Source organism: Nocardia sp. NPDC019323, assembly GCF_044389845.1.
GTDB lineage: Bacteria > Actinomycetota > Actinomycetes > Mycobacteriales > Mycobacteriaceae > Nocardia > Nocardia implantans.
Genome location: NZ_JBIRYN010000004.1, coordinates 445,685 through 462,320, shown reverse-complemented (window position 1 = coordinate 462,320; position 16,636 = coordinate 445,685). Strand labels below are relative to the sequence as shown.

General features: G+C 69.9%; 15 protein-coding genes. 12 read left to right on the top strand and 3 right to left on the bottom strand.

All coding sequences use genetic code 11. The annotated features are described in order from the left end of the window. The first annotated feature begins 91 nt into the window (after positions 1-91). From ACH49X_RS18770 to ACH49X_RS18750, 5 genes are all read left to right on the top strand, one after another. Entirely contained in the window at positions 92-1,156 is a 1,065-nt protein-coding gene (locus ACH49X_RS18770) for a fused (3R)-hydroxyacyl-ACP dehydratase subunits HadA/HadB (RefSeq protein WP_195079072.1), read from the top strand. Between the two features lie 343 nt (positions 1,157-1,499). After that, positions 1,500-2,444, top strand: coding sequence for a helix-turn-helix transcriptional regulator (locus ACH49X_RS18765; RefSeq protein ID WP_323124091.1), 945 nt, complete (start codon positions 1,500-1,502; stop codon positions 2,442-2,444). A 101-nt stretch (positions 2,445-2,545) separates the two neighbouring features. After that, a complete protein-coding gene (locus ACH49X_RS18760) occupies positions 2,546-3,496 on the top strand; it encodes a helix-turn-helix transcriptional regulator (protein ID WP_195079073.1) in 951 nt (316 codons plus the stop codon). Between the two features lie 153 nt (positions 3,497-3,649). After that, complete coding sequence (locus tag ACH49X_RS18755) at positions 3,650-4,309, top strand: TetR/AcrR family transcriptional regulator (RefSeq protein ID WP_195079074.1); 660 nt, start codon at positions 3,650-3,652, stop codon at positions 4,307-4,309. After that, entirely contained in the window at positions 4,291-4,872 is a 582-nt protein-coding gene (locus ACH49X_RS18750) for a hypothetical protein (protein ID WP_195079075.1), read from the top strand. Before ACH49X_RS18755 ends, ACH49X_RS18750 begins: the two co-directional genes overlap by 19 nt. 216 nt (positions 4,873-5,088) lie before the next feature. On the opposite strand, the gene ACH49X_RS18745 is transcribed toward ACH49X_RS18750, so the two are convergent. Beyond that, positions 5,089-6,639 carry an acyl-CoA carboxylase subunit beta gene (locus tag ACH49X_RS18745; RefSeq protein WP_195079076.1) on the bottom strand — a complete coding sequence of 517 codons (1,551 nt, stop codon included), beginning with the start codon at positions 6,637-6,639 and terminating at the stop codon, positions 5,089-5,091. A gap of 566 nt (positions 6,640-7,205) precedes the next feature. Between ACH49X_RS18745 and ACH49X_RS18740 the strand changes: the two genes are divergently transcribed. From ACH49X_RS18740 to ACH49X_RS18725, 4 genes are read left to right on the top strand one after another with little or no spacing between them, the layout of a single operon-like run. Next, positions 7,206-8,150, top strand: a complete 945-nt coding sequence (locus tag ACH49X_RS18740) for a transcriptional regulator (RefSeq protein WP_323124090.1) — start codon at positions 7,206-7,208, stop codon at positions 8,148-8,150. A 57-nt stretch (positions 8,151-8,207) separates the two neighbouring features. Next, positions 8,208-9,158 carry an acyl-ACP desaturase gene (locus ACH49X_RS18735; RefSeq protein WP_195079078.1) on the top strand — a complete coding sequence of 317 codons (951 nt, stop codon included), beginning with the start codon at positions 8,208-8,210 and terminating at the stop codon, positions 9,156-9,158. An 8-nt stretch (positions 9,159-9,166) separates the two neighbouring features. Then, on the top strand, positions 9,167-10,183 hold the full coding sequence (locus tag ACH49X_RS18730; protein ID WP_323124089.1) for an alpha/beta hydrolase family protein: 1,017 nt from the start codon (positions 9,167-9,169) through the stop codon (positions 10,181-10,183). Between the two features lie 40 nt (positions 10,184-10,223). Next, positions 10,224-11,258, top strand: a complete 1,035-nt coding sequence (locus ACH49X_RS18725) for an LLM class flavin-dependent oxidoreductase (RefSeq protein ID WP_195079080.1) — start codon at positions 10,224-10,226, stop codon at positions 11,256-11,258. A gap of 21 nt (positions 11,259-11,279) precedes the next feature. Here the strand turns inward: ACH49X_RS18725 and ACH49X_RS18720 are convergent, their stop codons facing one another. Next, the gene (locus tag ACH49X_RS18720; RefSeq protein WP_195079081.1) at positions 11,280-12,317 is read right to left on the bottom strand and encodes a fused (3R)-hydroxyacyl-ACP dehydratase subunits HadA/HadB; all 1,038 of its coding nucleotides are present in this window, start codon (positions 12,315-12,317) and stop codon (positions 11,280-11,282) included. A 41-nt stretch (positions 12,318-12,358) separates the two neighbouring features. Then, positions 12,359-12,964: a YdcF family protein gene (locus ACH49X_RS18715; protein WP_323124088.1), complete on the bottom strand. Its 606-nt coding sequence runs from the start codon at positions 12,962-12,964 to the stop codon at positions 12,359-12,361. Positions 12,965-13,601: 637 nt separating this feature from the next. Between ACH49X_RS18715 and ACH49X_RS18710 the strand changes: the two genes are divergently transcribed. The 3 genes from ACH49X_RS18710 to ACH49X_RS18700 are packed head-to-tail and all read left to right on the top strand — an operon-like array spanning position 13,602 to position 16,624. Then, complete coding sequence (locus ACH49X_RS18710) at positions 13,602-14,912, top strand: extracellular solute-binding protein (protein WP_195079082.1); 1,311 nt, start codon at positions 13,602-13,604, stop codon at positions 14,910-14,912. A 3-nt stretch (positions 14,913-14,915) separates the two neighbouring features. Next, positions 14,916-15,761 carry a sugar ABC transporter permease gene (locus ACH49X_RS18705; protein ID WP_323124087.1) on the top strand — a complete coding sequence of 282 codons (846 nt, stop codon included), beginning with the start codon at positions 14,916-14,918 and terminating at the stop codon, positions 15,759-15,761. Beyond that, entirely contained in the window at positions 15,758-16,624 is an 867-nt protein-coding gene (locus ACH49X_RS18700; RefSeq protein WP_195079083.1) for a carbohydrate ABC transporter permease, read from the top strand. The genes ACH49X_RS18705 and ACH49X_RS18700 overlap by 4 nt, the downstream gene beginning before the upstream one ends. Positions 16,625-16,636 lie beyond the last annotated feature (12 nt).

Below are 16,636 nucleotides of genomic sequence, written 5' to 3'. Positions count from 1 at the left end.
AGCTGGCGAGTGCGCGCCGCGGCATCGTCGCGGTCTTCGGTACGGTGGGCCGGGCCGTGCGGGGGTGACGGCGCATTCCCGAGAGAGGCACATGAACGACATCACGACCACCGCGTCCGAACAAGCCAAGGCACTGGTGGGGCGCCACTACCGCCTGACCGACCCGTACGAGGTGGGCCGCGAGAAGATCCGGGAGTTCGCGCGAGCGTTGCGGGACGGCCACCCCGCCCATCGGCACGAAGACGCCGCGGCGGAGCTCGGCTTCGACGGGCTCGTCGCGCCGCTGACGTTCTCCTCGATCGTCCTCATGCTGATGCAGCGCAAGATGTTCGAGTCCGTGCTCAGCGGCTACGACCTCGGCCAGGTGCTGCAGACGGAGCAGTCGATCCGGGTGCACCGCCCGATCGTCGCGGGCGACGAGGTGCGGTGCGATTCCTACATCGAGTCGTTCCGGCAGTTCGGTGACAAGGATTTCATGGTCACCAGGAACGTGCTGAGCAACCAGCACAAGGAAGTGTTGCAGACCGCGCACACCACCGCGGTGGCGCAGACCGGGGTCGAGCTGGCCGCCGATCTGCGCGCCGCGGTCGACGGCGTGATCATGACCGGGCAGTCGGCCACCGACCGCGCGGACGCGGCGGCCGGGCGCGAGGCCGGTGACGACGGCGGACTGGTCGAGGTCTTCGACGAGGTGGTGGCAGCGGATTCGGCCGACGAGCCGCGCACGCCGCGAACCGTCCCCGCGTTCGAGGACCTGTCCGTCGGCATGGAACTCGCCGCGCGCACGGTGCCGCTGTCGCGGGGGGACCTGGTGAATTACGCCGGTGTGTCCGGCGATTCGAATCCGATCCACTTCAGCGACGTGGTCGCGCGCAGCGCCGGGCTGCCCGACGTGGTCTCGCACGGACTGCTGACCATGGGTCTCGGCGCCGGGTATCTCACTTCGTGGCTCGGTGATCCGGCCGCCGTCACCCGGTACGGCGTGCGGTTCGCCGGGTTCGCCCCGGTAGCGGCGACCAAAGCGAGCGCGATCGAATTCCGCGGTCGGGTCAAGGAATTGGATCCGCGGCGCCGTGCCGCCACCATCGCGTTGACCGCGACCTGCGGGGACCGCAAGCTCTTCGGTCGCGCGACGGCGGACGTCGTGCTGCGCTGAACCGAGCATCCGGTCCGCCGCCACCGGCGGGCCGGAACCACGGGCATCGCGCCGGTGCACGGGCACGCGGCAGGATGCTTCGGACGCAACGTATTTCGTTCCCGCGCTTTTTCCCGCCACGCGGGCTGCCCGGCGGGTGGCCCTTCGGTGGCTCGTAGGAACCGATGGTCGGGCACGCGAACAGACGCGGGACCACCGCGGCTCGTGACCGTCCAGCGGATCCGCGGGAACGAGCGCCCACCGAGTCTGGATGACCTTGCGAATGTGCTTACACCTGCGCATACGCCTCGGTGCGCCCGGTTCGGTGCTGGAGTGCGGGCACCGAGCATGGGAGACTCTGTGCATGCGTGCTTCGGTAGTGCGGCCTCAGAACGAATCCATCGGGCGTGGAACAACTCCCGCCGTCGAGGGCGGTCCGACCGCCTTACGGATGATCCTCGGCGCGCGGATGCGGCGGCTGCGGGAGGCGTGCGGCATCTCGCTCGAGGAAGCGGGCGAGGCGATCCGCGGCTCGCATTCGAAGATCAGTCGCTTGGAATTGGGACGGACCGGTTTCCGGGAGCGCGACCTGGTGGACCTGCTCGCGCTGTACGGCGTCACCGACGAGCGCGAGTGCGCGGAGTTCAAGCGGCTGGCCGAGCAGGCGAACACCTCGGGCTGGTGGCAGAGCGACACCGACTGGCTGCCGAAGTGGTTCGACACCTATCTCGGGCTCGAGCACGCCGCCCAGCTGATCCGCTGCTACGAGCCGAGGGTCGTCCCGGAGCTGCTGCAGACCCCCGAGTACGCCCGCGCGCTGTTCGTGCTCGCGCATCCGCACGAGGACGAGGAGGCGATCGAACGGCGGGTGGCCCTGCGTATGCGCCGTCAGGAGATCCTGACCAGGCCGGACCCGCCCCAGATGTGGCTGATCGTCGAGGAGGCGGCGCTGCGGCGCAGGATCGGCGGATCGCAGGTGTGGCTGGCCCAGCTCGATCACCTGCTGCGGGTCGCGGACGCGCCGAACATCACCGTGCAGGTGCTCGCCGATCACGTGGGCGGTCCCGCGGTGTCCGACGGCGCGTTCACCATGCTGCGCTTCGCCGAGTCCGATCTGCCGGACATCGTGTACCTCCAGCAGCTCACCGGCGCGCTGTACCTGGACAAGGACGCCGATCTCGCGGCCTACCGCGCGGTGGCGAACCTGCTGTCGGTGCATGCCGCGCCCCCCGAGTACACCCGCGATCTCATCGCGGCCTTGCGCGAGCGGGAGCCGCAGATCGTCGAGCTGCCGTCGGGTTCCGCCTGATCGGCTGGACCCGGCGGCCGATCCGTGCGCCTGCGGATGCGCGGCGCTACAGGGACTTTCGGCCGTAGATAACGCCAGGGTCACCATGGCAGACTCGGGGCATGCGTCCTTCGAACGTACGACAGGCGGCCGATGCGGCGGGGCTCGGCGCCCAGCCGGTGTCCGGAGGCGGGCCAACGGTCCTGCGGATGGTCCTCGGCGGACGGCTGCGTCGCCTGCGCGAGGCCAAGAACATCACCCGCGAGGCGGCGGGTGAGGCCATTCGCGGGTCGCATTCGAAGATCAGCCGGCTGGAGCTCGGGCGCACCGGCTGCCGGGAACGCGATCTGGTCGACCTGCTCGACCTCTACGAGGTGACCGACCCGGCGGAACGGGATCGGTACCTGGAACTGGCCAGGCAGGCCAACGCGTCGGGCTGGTGGGCGCGGGACAACGACTGGCTGCCGAAGTGGTTCGACACCTATCTGGGGTTGGAACAGGCGGCACGCCTGATCCGCTGCTATGAACCCAGGGCGGTCCCCGAACTGCTGCAGACCCCGGAGTACGCCCGCGCGCTGCTGACGCTGTCGCATCCGGGCGAGCCGCAGGACGCGATCGAACGCCGGGTCGCGCTGCGCATGCGCAGGCAGGAGATCCTCGCCGGTGCGCACCCGCCGCAGGTGTGGATGCTCATCGAGGAGGCCGCGCTGCGCCGCAGGATCGGCGGCTCGACCGTCTGGCGCGCCCAACTCGACCGCCTGCTGCACGCGGCGGCACAGCCGAACATCACCATCCAGATCCTGGCCGATCATGTCGGCGGCCCGGCGCTCACCGACGGCGCGTTCACCGTCCTGCGCTTCGCCGAGTCCGATCTGCCGGACATCGTGTACCTCCAGCAGCTGACCAGCGCGCTGTATCTGGACAAGATCGCCGACCTGGACGTGTACTACGCGGTGCTGAACCAGCTTTCGCTGCTGGCCCCGTCACCGGAGCACTCCCGTCGGATGCTCGAGATCTTGCGCGACGGCGTTGCGCCGACGGTCGACGAACCCGTGGACAAACGGAGAAACTGACCGGCCGCAGGCCGCACCCCGCCGCCCGCTCCGGCCCGGCATCCCAGGCGATTCAGCGCGCCCGAATGGGGCATTTTCTCCTGCGAGGTGATGCGCATGCAGGGGAAGAGCAAAGTATTGTCCCATTGGGACAATAGGGGTATGCTCGAGTGCATGAGCGACGACGGTGTCGGTCTGGACGGCCGTCGGCTGCGCACTCGGCGCAGCCGCGAGGCGCTGTCGCGCGCGGCGTTCGACCTGCTCACCGAGCGGGGCCTCGACGCGGTGGCCGTCGAGGACATCGCGCTGCGGGCCGGGGTCACCCGGCGCACGTTCAGCAGGCACTTCGCCTCCATCGAAGAGGCGATCCTCGGTGATGTCGACCAAGACGTGCATCTGTTCAACGAAGCCCTGTGCCGTCGTCCCCTTGCCGAGCCGCCCCTGGTCGCCTATCGCGGCGCCGTCCACGACTGGCTCGCCACCGAGTACGGCGGAGCCCGCGCGTCGCTGCTCGCCCGCCGCTGGGCGCTGTTCCAGCGCTTCGAGGACGAACCCGAACTGTTCGCCGGCTACCAGCGCATCCGCATCGAAGGGCAACGCGAATCGGTCCGCATCATCGCCGCGCGGCTGGGGGTGGATCCGCAGACCGATCCGCGTCCGGCCGTCGCGGTCGGCGCCGGTGCGGGCATGCTGCTCGCGGCGCTGCAGAGCTGGGCGGCAGGCCCGGATCCGATGGGACTGCCCGGCCTCGTCGAGGAGTTCTTCGACACCCTCGTCACCCTCACCGCCGAAATCCGCAACGAGGAGTCACCGTCATGTCTACCGGGTCGGTGAACATGTACCGCCGCACGTGCCGACGCGTCGGCTTGGATCGCAACCCCCTGCGTCGCGGCGAAGACCGTGTGCAGACGGGGGTGGCGGTGCTGCTGGCCCTGGTGTTCCTGATCGTCGTGCCCATACTGGCGGTGACGGTCGGCGGCCGGGTGTACCGCGTCGAGACCGCAGCGGTGCAAGCCGAGACGGCACGGCTGCACCGCGTCGACGCCACCGTGATCGAAACGGGGAAGGCGCCGCTGTACGCGCCGGTGGTGCCCGCGCGCGTGTCCTGGAAGGACGCCGACGGCGTGGACCACACGGGCGACTACCAGTCGACCACGGTGGTCGAGCCGGGTTCCACCGTGCCGATCTGGCTGAACGAACGCGGCGCGATCGTCGAGCCGCCGTCGTCGACCCAGCCCGCCAGCAAGGCGGTGATGCTGACCGCCGGTGCGGTGCTCGGCGTTTCGATCCTGCTCGTGGGCTGCTACCTGCTGCTGCGCCGCGGACTCGATCGGCGGCGGCTGCGCCGCTGGGAGACCGAGTGGATGACGGCCGATCTCACCTGGGGGCACGGCTGAGCCGTGGTGCGGCGTGCCCGCCGGGCGAGGGTAGGGAACAGGCGCAGCGGGCACGTCGCGTGCCGGACCGCGACGCGGCGAACGACGCTGGTCCGGCACTGTCCTGAGATTAAGGCATCGGCGCACCGGACGGCCCGATTCGCCGCGGATCGCCGGAGATCCCACCACATGGATCCGGTTACGTTGTGACACAACATAACCGGATCCATGTGCCGCCTAGACCGGGAAGAGGCTGTGCTTGCGCGGGTTGGGCTCGGCGCTCGCCTCTTTGTCCCGCAGCAGGCGCAACGCGCGGCGGATCTCGAGCCTGGTGCGCGATGGTTCGATCACCGCGTCGATGTAACCGCGCTCGGCGGCGATCCACGGGGTGGCCACCGTGGTGTTGTACTGCTCGATCATGGCGTCGCGCACCGCGGCACGGTGCTGCGGGTCCACCTGCGCGAGCTGCCGCTTGCCGACGATGCTCACCGCGCTCTCCGCGCCCATGACGGCGATACGCGCGGTGGGCCAGGCCAAGCTGACGTCGGCGCCGAGTTGCTTGCAGCCCATCACGGCGTAGCCGCCGCCGTAGGCCTTGCGGACCACGACGGTCACGATCGGCACGGTCGCCTCGATCACCGCGCGGAAGAACCGCCCGCCGCGCTTGATCACCCCGCTGCGCTCCTCCTCCACACCGGGCAGCACGCCGGGAGTGTCCACGACGAAGATCAGCGGCAACCCGAACACGTTGCACAGTCGGATGAAATGCGTCGCCTTGTCCGAGCATTTGGCGTCGATCGCGCCGCCGAGCACCAGCGGCTGGTTCGCGATCACCCCGACGCTGCGTCCGTCCACCCTGGCGAAGCCGGTGATCAGGTTCTGCGCCGTGGCCGCGCTGATCTCGTGGAAGTCGCCGTCGTCGAATAGGCGCAGCAAGATCTCGTGCATGTCGTAGCCCTGCCGGTCGGCATCGGGAACGATCGAGTCCAGCTCCAGATCGTGCGGCGTGACCTGCGGCTCCAGCCCGGGATTGACGACAGGGCCCGGCTCCAGGCAACTCGTCGGCAGATAGCTCAGATACTTCCTCGCCCAGTCGAAGGCGTCACGCTCGGTGGCGGCGACGTGGTGGACGGTGCCGGTGGCGGCCTGCGCCTGCGCGCCGCCGAGTTCCTCCATGCTCACCTCCTCGCCGGTGACCTCCTTGATCACCTCGGGGCCGGTGACGAACATGTACGACGTCTCGGTCGCGATCAGGATGTCGGTGTTCACCGGTGCGTAGACCGACCCGGCCGCGCATTTGCCCAGCATGATCGACACTTGCGGCACGAAGCCCGACAGCCGTTCCTGGCGGCGGCTCATCAGCGCGTACCAGGCCAGCGAGGTGACCGCGTCCTGGATACGGGCGCCGCCGGAGTCGTTGATCGCGACGACCGGGCAGGCGTTGCGGGTGGCGAAATCCAGTGCCGCGGCGACTTTGCGCCCGAACATCTCGCCGACCGAGCCGCCGAAGACGGTCTGATCGTGCGCGATCACCACGACCGGCCTGCCGTCGATCCGGCCGCGACCGGTGACCACGCCGTCGCCGTACATGGCCCCCGGTGTGCCCGGCTGGCGCACCAGCGCCCCGATCTCCACGAAGCTCCCCGGGTCGAGCAGCGCGCGCACCCGCTCGCGCGCGCTGGGAATGCCCTTGGCCTTGCGCTTGGCGATGCCGTTCTCGCCCGCGGGTTCCTCGGCCAGCTCCAGGATCCCCCGCAGCTCGTCCAGCTTTTCGCGCGTACCGCTCATATGTCTTGTCGCCCTTCGAAACTCGTCGCGACGCCGTACGGCAGCGCGGCGCTCGATGCTATCGGCGGCGCGTGCTGCTGCACAGCGATTCGGGAGAACTCTCGGAACAGCTCACAGGTTTGCCTCTCGATCCAACGGTTCATAGCACGCGAGGACGCGGGCCGGTGCGACGACACGGACTGTGCGACGTCCCAATCGTGGCCGTGAGTGTCGATGAACCGTCCTCAGAGCGCGGGCGGGGACTACTCACGGCGGCGCCCCCGGATCTAGGGTGATCTCGACGCAGCGCCGGAAATGCGCGGACGGCGCTGCGTCACATCCTCCGGAATGCGGTGGGTCCGCGGCGGCGCGTGCCGGGACCCGAAAAGCGCGGTGCCGCAGCGGTTCCGTTCGTGCCCGACGAGGCCCCGCGAATTACCATCGAAAAACTTGTGATTGCGCCCAACGGGTCGGGCGGCCGCTGATGACTTACCCGATTCGGCGGCACATATCTCGATTCCATCACGATCCGACGCTAACCTTCGGGAGGCATGATGGGCAGGCAGCCGAGAACGAGTACCGAGACGTTGACATCGAAACTCGTCGCACACCTGGCCGGGCGTTCCGGCCGCGACGCGTCCGGCGACGTCGCGACGACCGCGCGGAATTGTCTCGCGGCCGCCGTCGAACTGATGGCTCCCCGTCCGGCGCCCGCCACCGCCCGGCCGCCGGAGATCGCGGGTTTCGCCTCGCGCTGGGCGCGGGAGGGCATCGCACTGGAAACGGTGCTGGCCGCGTATCACGACGAAATTCGCAGCGGATTGGAATTCCTCGCCGACGAGGCCGCCGACGAGCACAGCGATCATTTCCTCGCGGGTGCGCGACTGGCGGTCCACGTGCTGGAGATGGTGACCGTGGCGGCGTCCACCGCCTATGTCGACGAGCACCGGGCGGTCGCGCGAGAACATCAGACCGCGGCTCAGACGCTGGTCTCCGCGCTGCTCGGCGGGCACGCGGTGGGCGAACTCGCCAGGGCGACCGGCATTCCGATCGCGCGGTCGTATCAGGTCGTCGCGCTCGGCATTCCGGCGCACCCGGACGAGCGAAGACCCGTCACGGGCACGGACGCGGCCCGGCGCAAGCTGCGCCGGGTGCAGGCCGCACTGGCCGATCCGCTCGGCTCACGGGCGCTTTCGGTGCTGTCCGCCGCGGGCGGCACGGTGCTGGTTCCGCTCGACGACGTGCCCGCCCGTACCGGAACCTTCGCCATGACCGACGACGTGCTCGCCATCGTCGGCGAGGCCGCCGAGGTCCCGCTGACCGCGGCGGTGGCCACCGGCCGCACCGCGCGCATCCCGGAACTGGCCGGCCGCGCACACGATCTGCTGGACCGGCTGCGGGCCGCGGGCAGGCCGCCGGGACTGTATCGGGTGGCCGACGCCGGCGAAACCCCTGGTTGTGAACTGCCCCAGCCCGGCCATATGGCCATCGTCACCGCGCCCAACGATCGCGTGATCGGTCGTTCCGCCTGATATTTCGCCGGTATCGTCGACTGTGCCCTGATCTCTGGGGTGAGCAAAGGAGTTCGAGTGACCACCGCGTTGTCCGATCGCGATATTCTGCGCGAGCTGGAACCCACCGCAGAACGCCTGCTCAATGATCATCTGCGCAAGGCGAAGTCCTGGAATCCGCACGATTACGTACCGTGGGACGACGGGCGCAATTTCGCCGCTCTCGGCGGAATTGATTGGGAGCCGGGCCAGTCCACGCTTTCCGAGGTCGCGCAGACCGCGATGATCACGAATCTGCTCACCGAGGACAATCTGCCGTCGTATCACCGGGAGATCTCGGACTCGTTCTCACTGGACGGCGTATGGGGTACCTGGGTGGGCCGGTGGACCGCGGAGGAGAACCGCCACGCCATCGTGATGCGCGACTATCTGGTGGTGACCCGCGCGGTCGATCCGGTGCTGCTGGAGCAGGCCCGGATGGCGCACATGACCACCGGCTTCGCCACACCCCACACAGAGCAGCAATTCCTCCACTCGGTGGCGTACGTCACATTGCAGGAGCTGGCGACCAGGATCAGCCACCGCAACACCGGAACGGCCTGCGAAGAACCGATCGCCGAGCGTATGCTGCAGCGTGTTGCCGCCGACGAGAACCTGCACATGATCTTCTACCGGAACATCAGCGCCGCGGCCATCGACCTGGTGCCGAACGAAGCGCTGCGCGCCATCACCACCGTGGTCACCCGCTTCCAGATGCCGGGGCTGGGCCAGCCGAACTTCCGGCGCAACGCGGTGCTGCTGGCCAAGCACGGCATCTACGACCTGCCCCAGCATCTCCACGTGGTTTTGCGTCCGGTGCTGCGCGCGTGGCGCGTGTTCGAACGCGACGATCTGACCGGCGACGGCGAACGCGCCCGCGAGGAGCTGCACGCCTACCTCGAAGACCTGGAGATGCGGGCGCGGCGGTTCGAGGAGCAGCGCGAACGCGCCGCGGTCAGACAAGCGGAACGGGCCGCCGCGGCCGGATGAGTCCCCGTGTGCCGATCACCGCGGTGGCGATGGCCCTCATCGCCACCGTCGCCGCTGCGCCCGTGCTCGCCGATCCGGCGCCGCGGACCCCGCCGCCCGCCGTCGACCCGGCCATGACCCGCACCGGGCTGCTGTCGATCGAGGACATGGGCGGGGGACACGAACGGCTGTCGATCGCCTCTGCGGCGATGCGCCGCGTCATCACCGTCGACATCCTGCGCGGCGGCGGCGAGGCGCCGCGCCCGGTGCTGTACCTGCTCGACGGTGTCGACGGCGATCCGACGTCGGCCTGGCTGACCAAGGGCGGAGCCGCCGAGTTCTTCGCCGGCAAACCGGTGGACGTCGTGCTTCCCGGCGGCGGCACCGGCAGCATGTACAGCGACTGGGTCCGGCAGGACGCCGCGCTGGGACTCAACCGCTGGGAGACCTTCCTCACCACCGAGCTGCCGCCCATCGTCGAGTCGCTGCTGCGCACCGACGGGCGCCGCGCCATCGCGGGGGTGTCGATGGGCGCGCAGGCGGCGATGATGCTCGCCCAGCGTCATCCGGGCTGGTACCGGGCCGTCGCCGGGATGAGCGGGTGCTACTCGACCGCCGATCCGCTCGGTCACGCGGTGACCACCATCACGGTCGCCTCGCGCGGCGGCAACGTGAACAATCTCTGGGGGCCGCCCAGCTCACCGGAATGGGCCGCGCACGACAGCCTGCTGCACGCGGAGAATCTGCGCGGCACCGCCATCTACCTCTCGGCGGCCACCGGGCTGCCGACCGGAGCCGATCTGGTGTCGGTGGCGAACTCCCCCTCGGTCGCCGACGCTCTGCAAACCGCGGGCGGCGGTGCGGCGTTGGAGGCGGGCGCGCGGGCCTGCACCGAGCGGTTCGCCGGCCGGCTGTCCGAGCTCGGCATCCCCGCCACCCTGGAATACACCGCGCAGGGCATGCACACCTGGCCGGACTTCCAGGAGCAGCTGCCGAAGGCGTGGCGGGTGCTGGCGCAGGCGCTGGGGCTGCCGACGCCGTCGTGAACCGGCGGAATCAGCGCGGCGCGGTCGCGTTGACATCGGTATGACCTCGGCGCTGTCTTCTGTCCGGTTCTCCGTCCTCGATCGCTCGCGCGTCCGCCGCGGTCAGAGCCATCCGGCCGCGTTGCGGGAGACCGTCGAGTTCGCCCGGCTCGCCGAGCAGTGGGGATATCACCGCTTTTGGGTGTCCGAGCACCACAGTGTGCCCGGCGTGGCCGGCTCCGCGCCGACCGTGCTCGCGGCCGCCGCCGCGGCGGCGACCTCCCGGATCCGGATCGGTACCGGCGGTGTGATGCTGCCCAACCACCAGCCGCTGGTGGTCGCCGAGCAGTTCGGGGTGCTGGAATCGCTCTACCCGGGGCGCATCGACATGGGTTTGGGCCGCTCGGTCGGCTTCACCGACGGCGTGCGGCGGGCGCTCGGGCACGACAAACGCGACGCGGAGGATTTCGACGCCCAGCTCGCCGAACTGCTGGCGTACTTCACCGAGGGCAGGCACGGCGTGCACGCGTGGCCCGCGGAGGGACTGCGCGTCCCGGCTTTCCTGCTGGCGACCGGGTCCGGCGCCGAGCGCGCCGCCCGCTTCGGACTGCCGCTGGTCATCGCCGCGGTCGGCGGCGAGGATCGCATGGCGGAGGCCATCGAGCGCTATCGCGCCCAGTTCCGTCCCGGTGCGGTGGCCGCGGCTGCCTACGTGGTGGTGTCCGCGTCGATCGTCGTCGCCGACACCACCGCCGAGGCGCACCGGCTGCTGTTGCCGGAAGCGTGGTCGGCCGTGTACGCACGCACCCGGGGCGAGTTCCCGCCGCTGCTGCCGCCGGCGGACATCGAGGCGCGCACCATGACCGACCGGGAGCGCCGGATCTTCGACGAGGGTTTGCGCGGCCATCTGTACGGCACCGAGGACGAGGTCGCCGACCGACTGGAGCGGCTGGTGCGCCGGACGGGCGCCGACGAGGTCCTCGTGCACACCAGCACGTACGACCGCGCCGCCCGGTTGGAATCGCACCGCAGGCTGGCGCTGCTCACCGGCTTGCCGCAGGCGGGTGCCCGCGGTCGGGCCGATACGGCGGCCTGATCGGGCCCGCGCGTCACCGCCTTACGGGAAGCGCACCTCGGCGGCGGCATAGCCGAACAGTCTGCGTCCTTCGGCGCGCGCGTCGACCGCGACGGTCGCCCGCCGCTTGCGCGGGTCGAGCGAGGTGACCCGGCCGCGGAAGTGGATCACGCCTGTGCCCAAGGCAGGTATGCGCAGGTAGTGCGTGTTGTGCGCGAACTGCGCCCGGAAACGGGTGAGCGTCGCGGGGTCGCCGAGCCAGGAACTCAGGAACGAGGTCGCCAGACCCAGCTTGAGCATGCCGGGGGCGACCACGGTCGGCAGGCCGCTGGCGACCGCGACCCGCTCGTCGAACAGCACCGGATTGGCTTCGCCGGTCACCCCGGCGTAGTTGACCAGGTCGCCCCGCGACAGGCGCATGGTGCGCACGGGCAGTTCGTCGCCGATCGACAGGTCGGCGAAATCGATACGCGGACGCGGGATCCGGCGCAGGGGCGTCGGCGCGAGGTGATCGGCCGCGGCCGGGACGACGGCGCTGCCCCGGGCCGGTGCGTCCGGGCGCTGATGGCGCATGGCTACTCTGCGCACGGCGTCGGCCAACCCCGGATCGCGCCCGCCGACCCGGGCGAGCAAGGCGCTGGAGCCGGTCTGCACCACGATGCCGTGCTGGTCGATCAGCACGCTCTTGATCGCGAGAACGTCGTAGTCGCCGAAGTGGCGGAAGGATTCGAAATAGATGTCGCAGGTCAGCCGGTCGCCCGCGACCAGCGGCCTGCCGAAGTCGAAAACCTGGTCGGCGTGCAATATCCGGGTCGGGTCGTAACCGGTGATCAGCGTGTCCAGGATTTCGCGGTGCACTCTGGTGAGGATTATCGAGCTGAATGTGGCGGGCGCGATGAGTCCGGGGAAGCCGAGTTCGGCCGCGGCGTCCTCGCTGCGATGCGCGGGATGGGAATCTTGGACCGCGCGAGCGAATTCCCGGATCTTCTCCCGTTCCACCTCGTAGCGGAGAGTGGAACGATAACGATGGTCGACGAGTGACCTGGCCTGCTCGGCCGGATTCGCCGCGGTGTCGTTCATGGTTGCTCCTGTATTGCGAAGAGGTCGGCGGCGGGGTCGCGTCAGAAGAGCGGCCCGAACCGCCAGGCCAGGGGAGGCACCTGCTCGGGAGTGACGGTGCCGACGACGTCCACCCCCGCGTCGTGGAAGGTGCCCACCGCGCGGTCGAGGTGGTCGGCCGAGGTGATCACCACGGCGTCGCGTGCGCCGATCGCGCGCATGATCGTCGCCGAGCGTTCGGCGTTCTGCGCGGTCGTGCCCGCCTCCGGTTCGAGATGGACGCGCGCCGCCGGCATGCCGTGAGCGATCAGCCAGTCGGCCATCGCCCGCGCCTCGGTGACACCGTTGCGGGCGTTGCCGCCGGTCACGATGATCGGCGAGACGGGAGCCAGCAGGGCCTGCACGTATCCGGCGTGCAGGCGCTCGACCAGTTCCTGGCGCATGCCGCCGTCGGGCAGCAGTCCGTAGCCGAGCACGACGATGGCGGTCACCGGTCCGCGCGGTATCGGCATGGGCGCGGGGATCGGCGCCTGCGTGGCGGTGGTCGCGGGTCCCGCCTCGGCGGAGCCGGTGCCCTGCGCCGCGGCGGAAGGAAGATGGGTCAGCGCGGCGGCGACGGCGACCGCGCCGAGCACGATGCGAGCAACGGGAATCGCGATGGCGGACACGGAATCTCCAAACGGTTAGCCACCGGTTGGCCACCGGCGGCTGGGGTGCAGCGTCCTCCATGATGCGGCCGCAAAACGTTGCGGAACCGTGATCACCTGGTGATCTGGACAATTCACCGTTTTCCAGCCGATCGCTTGTGCCGGACGACCCTTCGCCGAATTCGGGAATTGCCTGCTTCCGCATTTGCTTTGTGCCGTTTCCCTAGTCGCGGCGGAAGTGTTCGTGAGGTCTCCAGACGCTCGGTGCGCGTGGTCGGCCGCGTGCGCCGGTTCTAGCGTTGGCCGGGCATCGGTGCCGTCGGCCAGCGCAGGCCGTCGATCATCGCTGTTCACCGAATGACGTGTTTCCGCCGGGCGGCGTGGCTCGTGCCCTGACTTCGCCGCGCCCGCTCGACGGAAGCGCCGACCGCCACGCGTTACGCCCGCCGGACGGGATCCCTCAACCCGCCTCTGTCCGGCGCGCACGTCCCCGGCGCGCGGCGGTGAGCCCACCGAGCGGATCCTCGCACCCTCCGCTCGGTGGGCATCGGGGAGTGCTGCGGACCGTCGCGGGCATATTGACAATATCTCTCAGCGCACCTATGTTGACCGACCTGACCGAAGTCGGAAACACCTTGTGCCCGAACAGGAGCCATGCATGCTGGTGTCCGGTTTGACGCGCAGATCCTTCTTGCGCGCGGCGGGCTCCGGCGCGGCGGCCCTGTCCGCAGCGGCCTGCACCGGCTTCGCGACCAGCGGCAACGGCGGCATGATCTTCCTGTCCACCCAGTTCCGTCCCGCCGACGAGGCTGAGCGGTTCCGCACCCTGCTGGCCGCCGCCGCACCCGGCGTCGGTTACGTGACCATCGAGGAGAGTCCGTTCGCAGGCCAGGTGCGCAGCCAGGTCGACGCGGGCGCCACCAGGATCGGTCTGCTCGGCGGTCTGCACGGCGACATCGCGCCACTCGCCGACGGCTACCTGGAAGACCTCACCGGATTGCTCGCCGACCTCGGCGGACGCGGCTGGCAGGCGGACTACCTCGACCTCGCGAAGGTCGGCACCGATCGCACGTGGTACATCCCCTGGGCCACAGCCAGTTACGTGCTCGCCGCGCATACGGACGCGCTCGCGCACCTGCCGTCCGGAGTCGACGCCGCCTCGCTGACCTACGACCAGTTCCTCGACTGGGCCGTCGCCGCGCGGCGCGCCAACGGCAATCGCCCCGTGCTCGGGCTGCCCGCGGGGCCGAAGGGCCTGCTGCACCGGTTCGTCCAGGGCTTCCTGCTGCCCTCGTTCACCGGCGGCCAGATCACCACCTTTCGCTCGAGGGAGGCCGTGACGGCGTGGCAGTACCTGCGGGAGCTGTGGGCCAACTGCGCACCGTCGAGCACGAATGCCGACTTCATGCAGGAACCGCTCGACAGCGGGGAAGTACGGATGGCATGGGACCACGTCGTGCGCCTGGTTCACGCGCCCGAGCGCGACCCGCGCGACTGGCGGATGCTTCCTGCGCCCCGGGGCGCACATGGTCTCGGCTACATGGCCGTGATCGCCGGGCTCGCCATCCCCAAGGGCAGCACGGATCCCGAACTCGCGCAGCGGACGATCAGCACGCTCACCCGCCCGGAAACCCAATTGCGGCTGCTGCGTTCCAACGGTTTCTTCCCGGCGGTGGACACGGCGATCCCCGCCGACCTGCCCCCGGCCATCCAGCTCGAGGCCGACGCGGTGCGCAGGCAGCAGGAGGCGCCCGGCGCCGTTCTCTCGCTGCCGCCGGTGGGTCTCGGCCAGCGGGAAGGTGAGGTGAGCAAGGTCTTCAAGGACAGCTTCCGCTCGATCGTGCTCGACGGGGCCGACATCCGCTCCACGCTGGATCAGCAGGCCCGGGTCCTGCAAGGCATCCTCGACGAGCTGAAAGTGCCGTGCTGGGCTCCCGACCCGGCCGCCGACCTCTGCCGGGTGGGGTGAGCAGTGCTGTCGCGACTACGTTCCCCGTGGCTCCTGCTGCTGCCGTCGATCGTCCTGCTGCTGGCCCTGTTCGGCTGGCCGCTCGTGCAGGCGGTGCTCGAAGCGTTCCGCGGCGGCGGCGGATTCACCCTCGCCAACTGGGAACGGCTGTTCGACGATCCATACGTGCTCACCGCCCTGCGCAACACCCTTCTGTTGATCGTGATCGTGGTGCCGGTCCAGCTCGTGCTCGCCGTCGGCATGGCGCTGCTCATACAGGCCCGGCCGCGGTTCGCCGGCGGCCACTTCTATCTGTGGTGCCTGCCGCTGGCGATCTCCGAACTGGCCGCGGGCCTGGTGTGGCTGGCCGTTTTCGACAATCGCGGCTACCTGAATTCGCTGCTGGTCGGCATCGGGCTGTCCGACGACGGGGTGCAGTGGCTCAGCTATCGCAACGCGGGCACCATGCTGCTGGCCGTGGTGGTCGCCGAGGTCTGGCGCGCCACGTCGCTGGTGTTCGTCATCGTGGTGGCGGGCGTGCAGATGATCCCGCGCGACTACGACGAGGCCGCGCAGGTGTTCGGAGCCGGCCTCTGGCAACGGCTGCGGCACGTGACGCTGCCGCTGCTCGGGCCGAGCCTGCAAGTGGCGCTGATCCTGCGAACCATCCTCGCGTTGCAGGCCTTCGCCGTGGCACAGGCGTTGACCGGCCGGGACTTCCCGCTGCTGGTCGGCGAGACCTACGAGTGGTACGCGAATCTGCAGAACCCGGCGGTGGCCAGCGCCGTCTCGCTGATCGTGCTGGCGATCTCGCTGGGCACCGCCGTGTTCTACCTGCGGGCGGTCCGGCAGCCGGAGCAGGCCCGATGACCTCCGACAGCGCCGCGCGGCGCGCACTGCCGCCGATCGACCGCGCACCACTGCGCAGGCGTCGCAGGCGCGCGGTGTGGGTGCAGCTGGCCTGCACGGCGGTGAGCCTGTTCATGGCGCTGCCGATCGTGCTCATCGGACTCGCAGCGGTGTCCTCCCGCGCGGCGCTCACCGAGTTCCCGAAGCCGCTGATTCCCAGCGAGTTCTCCACCGAGACCCTGGTCTCGTTCTTCCGGGCCACGGGAACCGCGGGCGCGCTGGGCAATTCGGTGCTCGTCGGCCTCTACACGGTGTTCTGGTCGCTGGTCATCGGGGCGCCTGCGGGCTACGCGCTGGCGCGGCACGCCTTTCGCGGCAAGGACACCTATCAGGTCTTCGTCCTCTTCGTGCGCGCGCTGCCGATCGTGGTCCTCTCGGTGCCGCTGGCCACGGTGTTCCTGCGGCTCGATGTGTATGACACGGTGTTCGCGGTGACCCTGGTGCACACCACGCTCGCGTTGCCGACCACCGTACTCATCACGGCGAGCATCTTCGTCGCGGTGCCCCCGGATCTGGAGGAGGCGGCCCAGGTCTTCGGGTGCACGCGGTGGCAGGCCGCGCGCCGGGTCGTGGTGCCGCTGGCGCTGCCGGGGCTGGCCGCGTCATCGATCTTCACCTTCGTCCTGTCCTGGAACGAGATCCTCGGCGCGACGATCGTGACGCTCGGGCACCGCACGCTGCCCGCGCAGGTGCTCACGGCGCTGGACGAGGCGTCGACCGCCTACCGTTTCGCGGGCGGCTTCGCACTGATCATCCCGGCGCTGGCGTTCATCTTCGTGATGCGGCGCTACCTGGTGAACATGTGGGGGACGACGCTCAGATGACAGGGGTTCGCT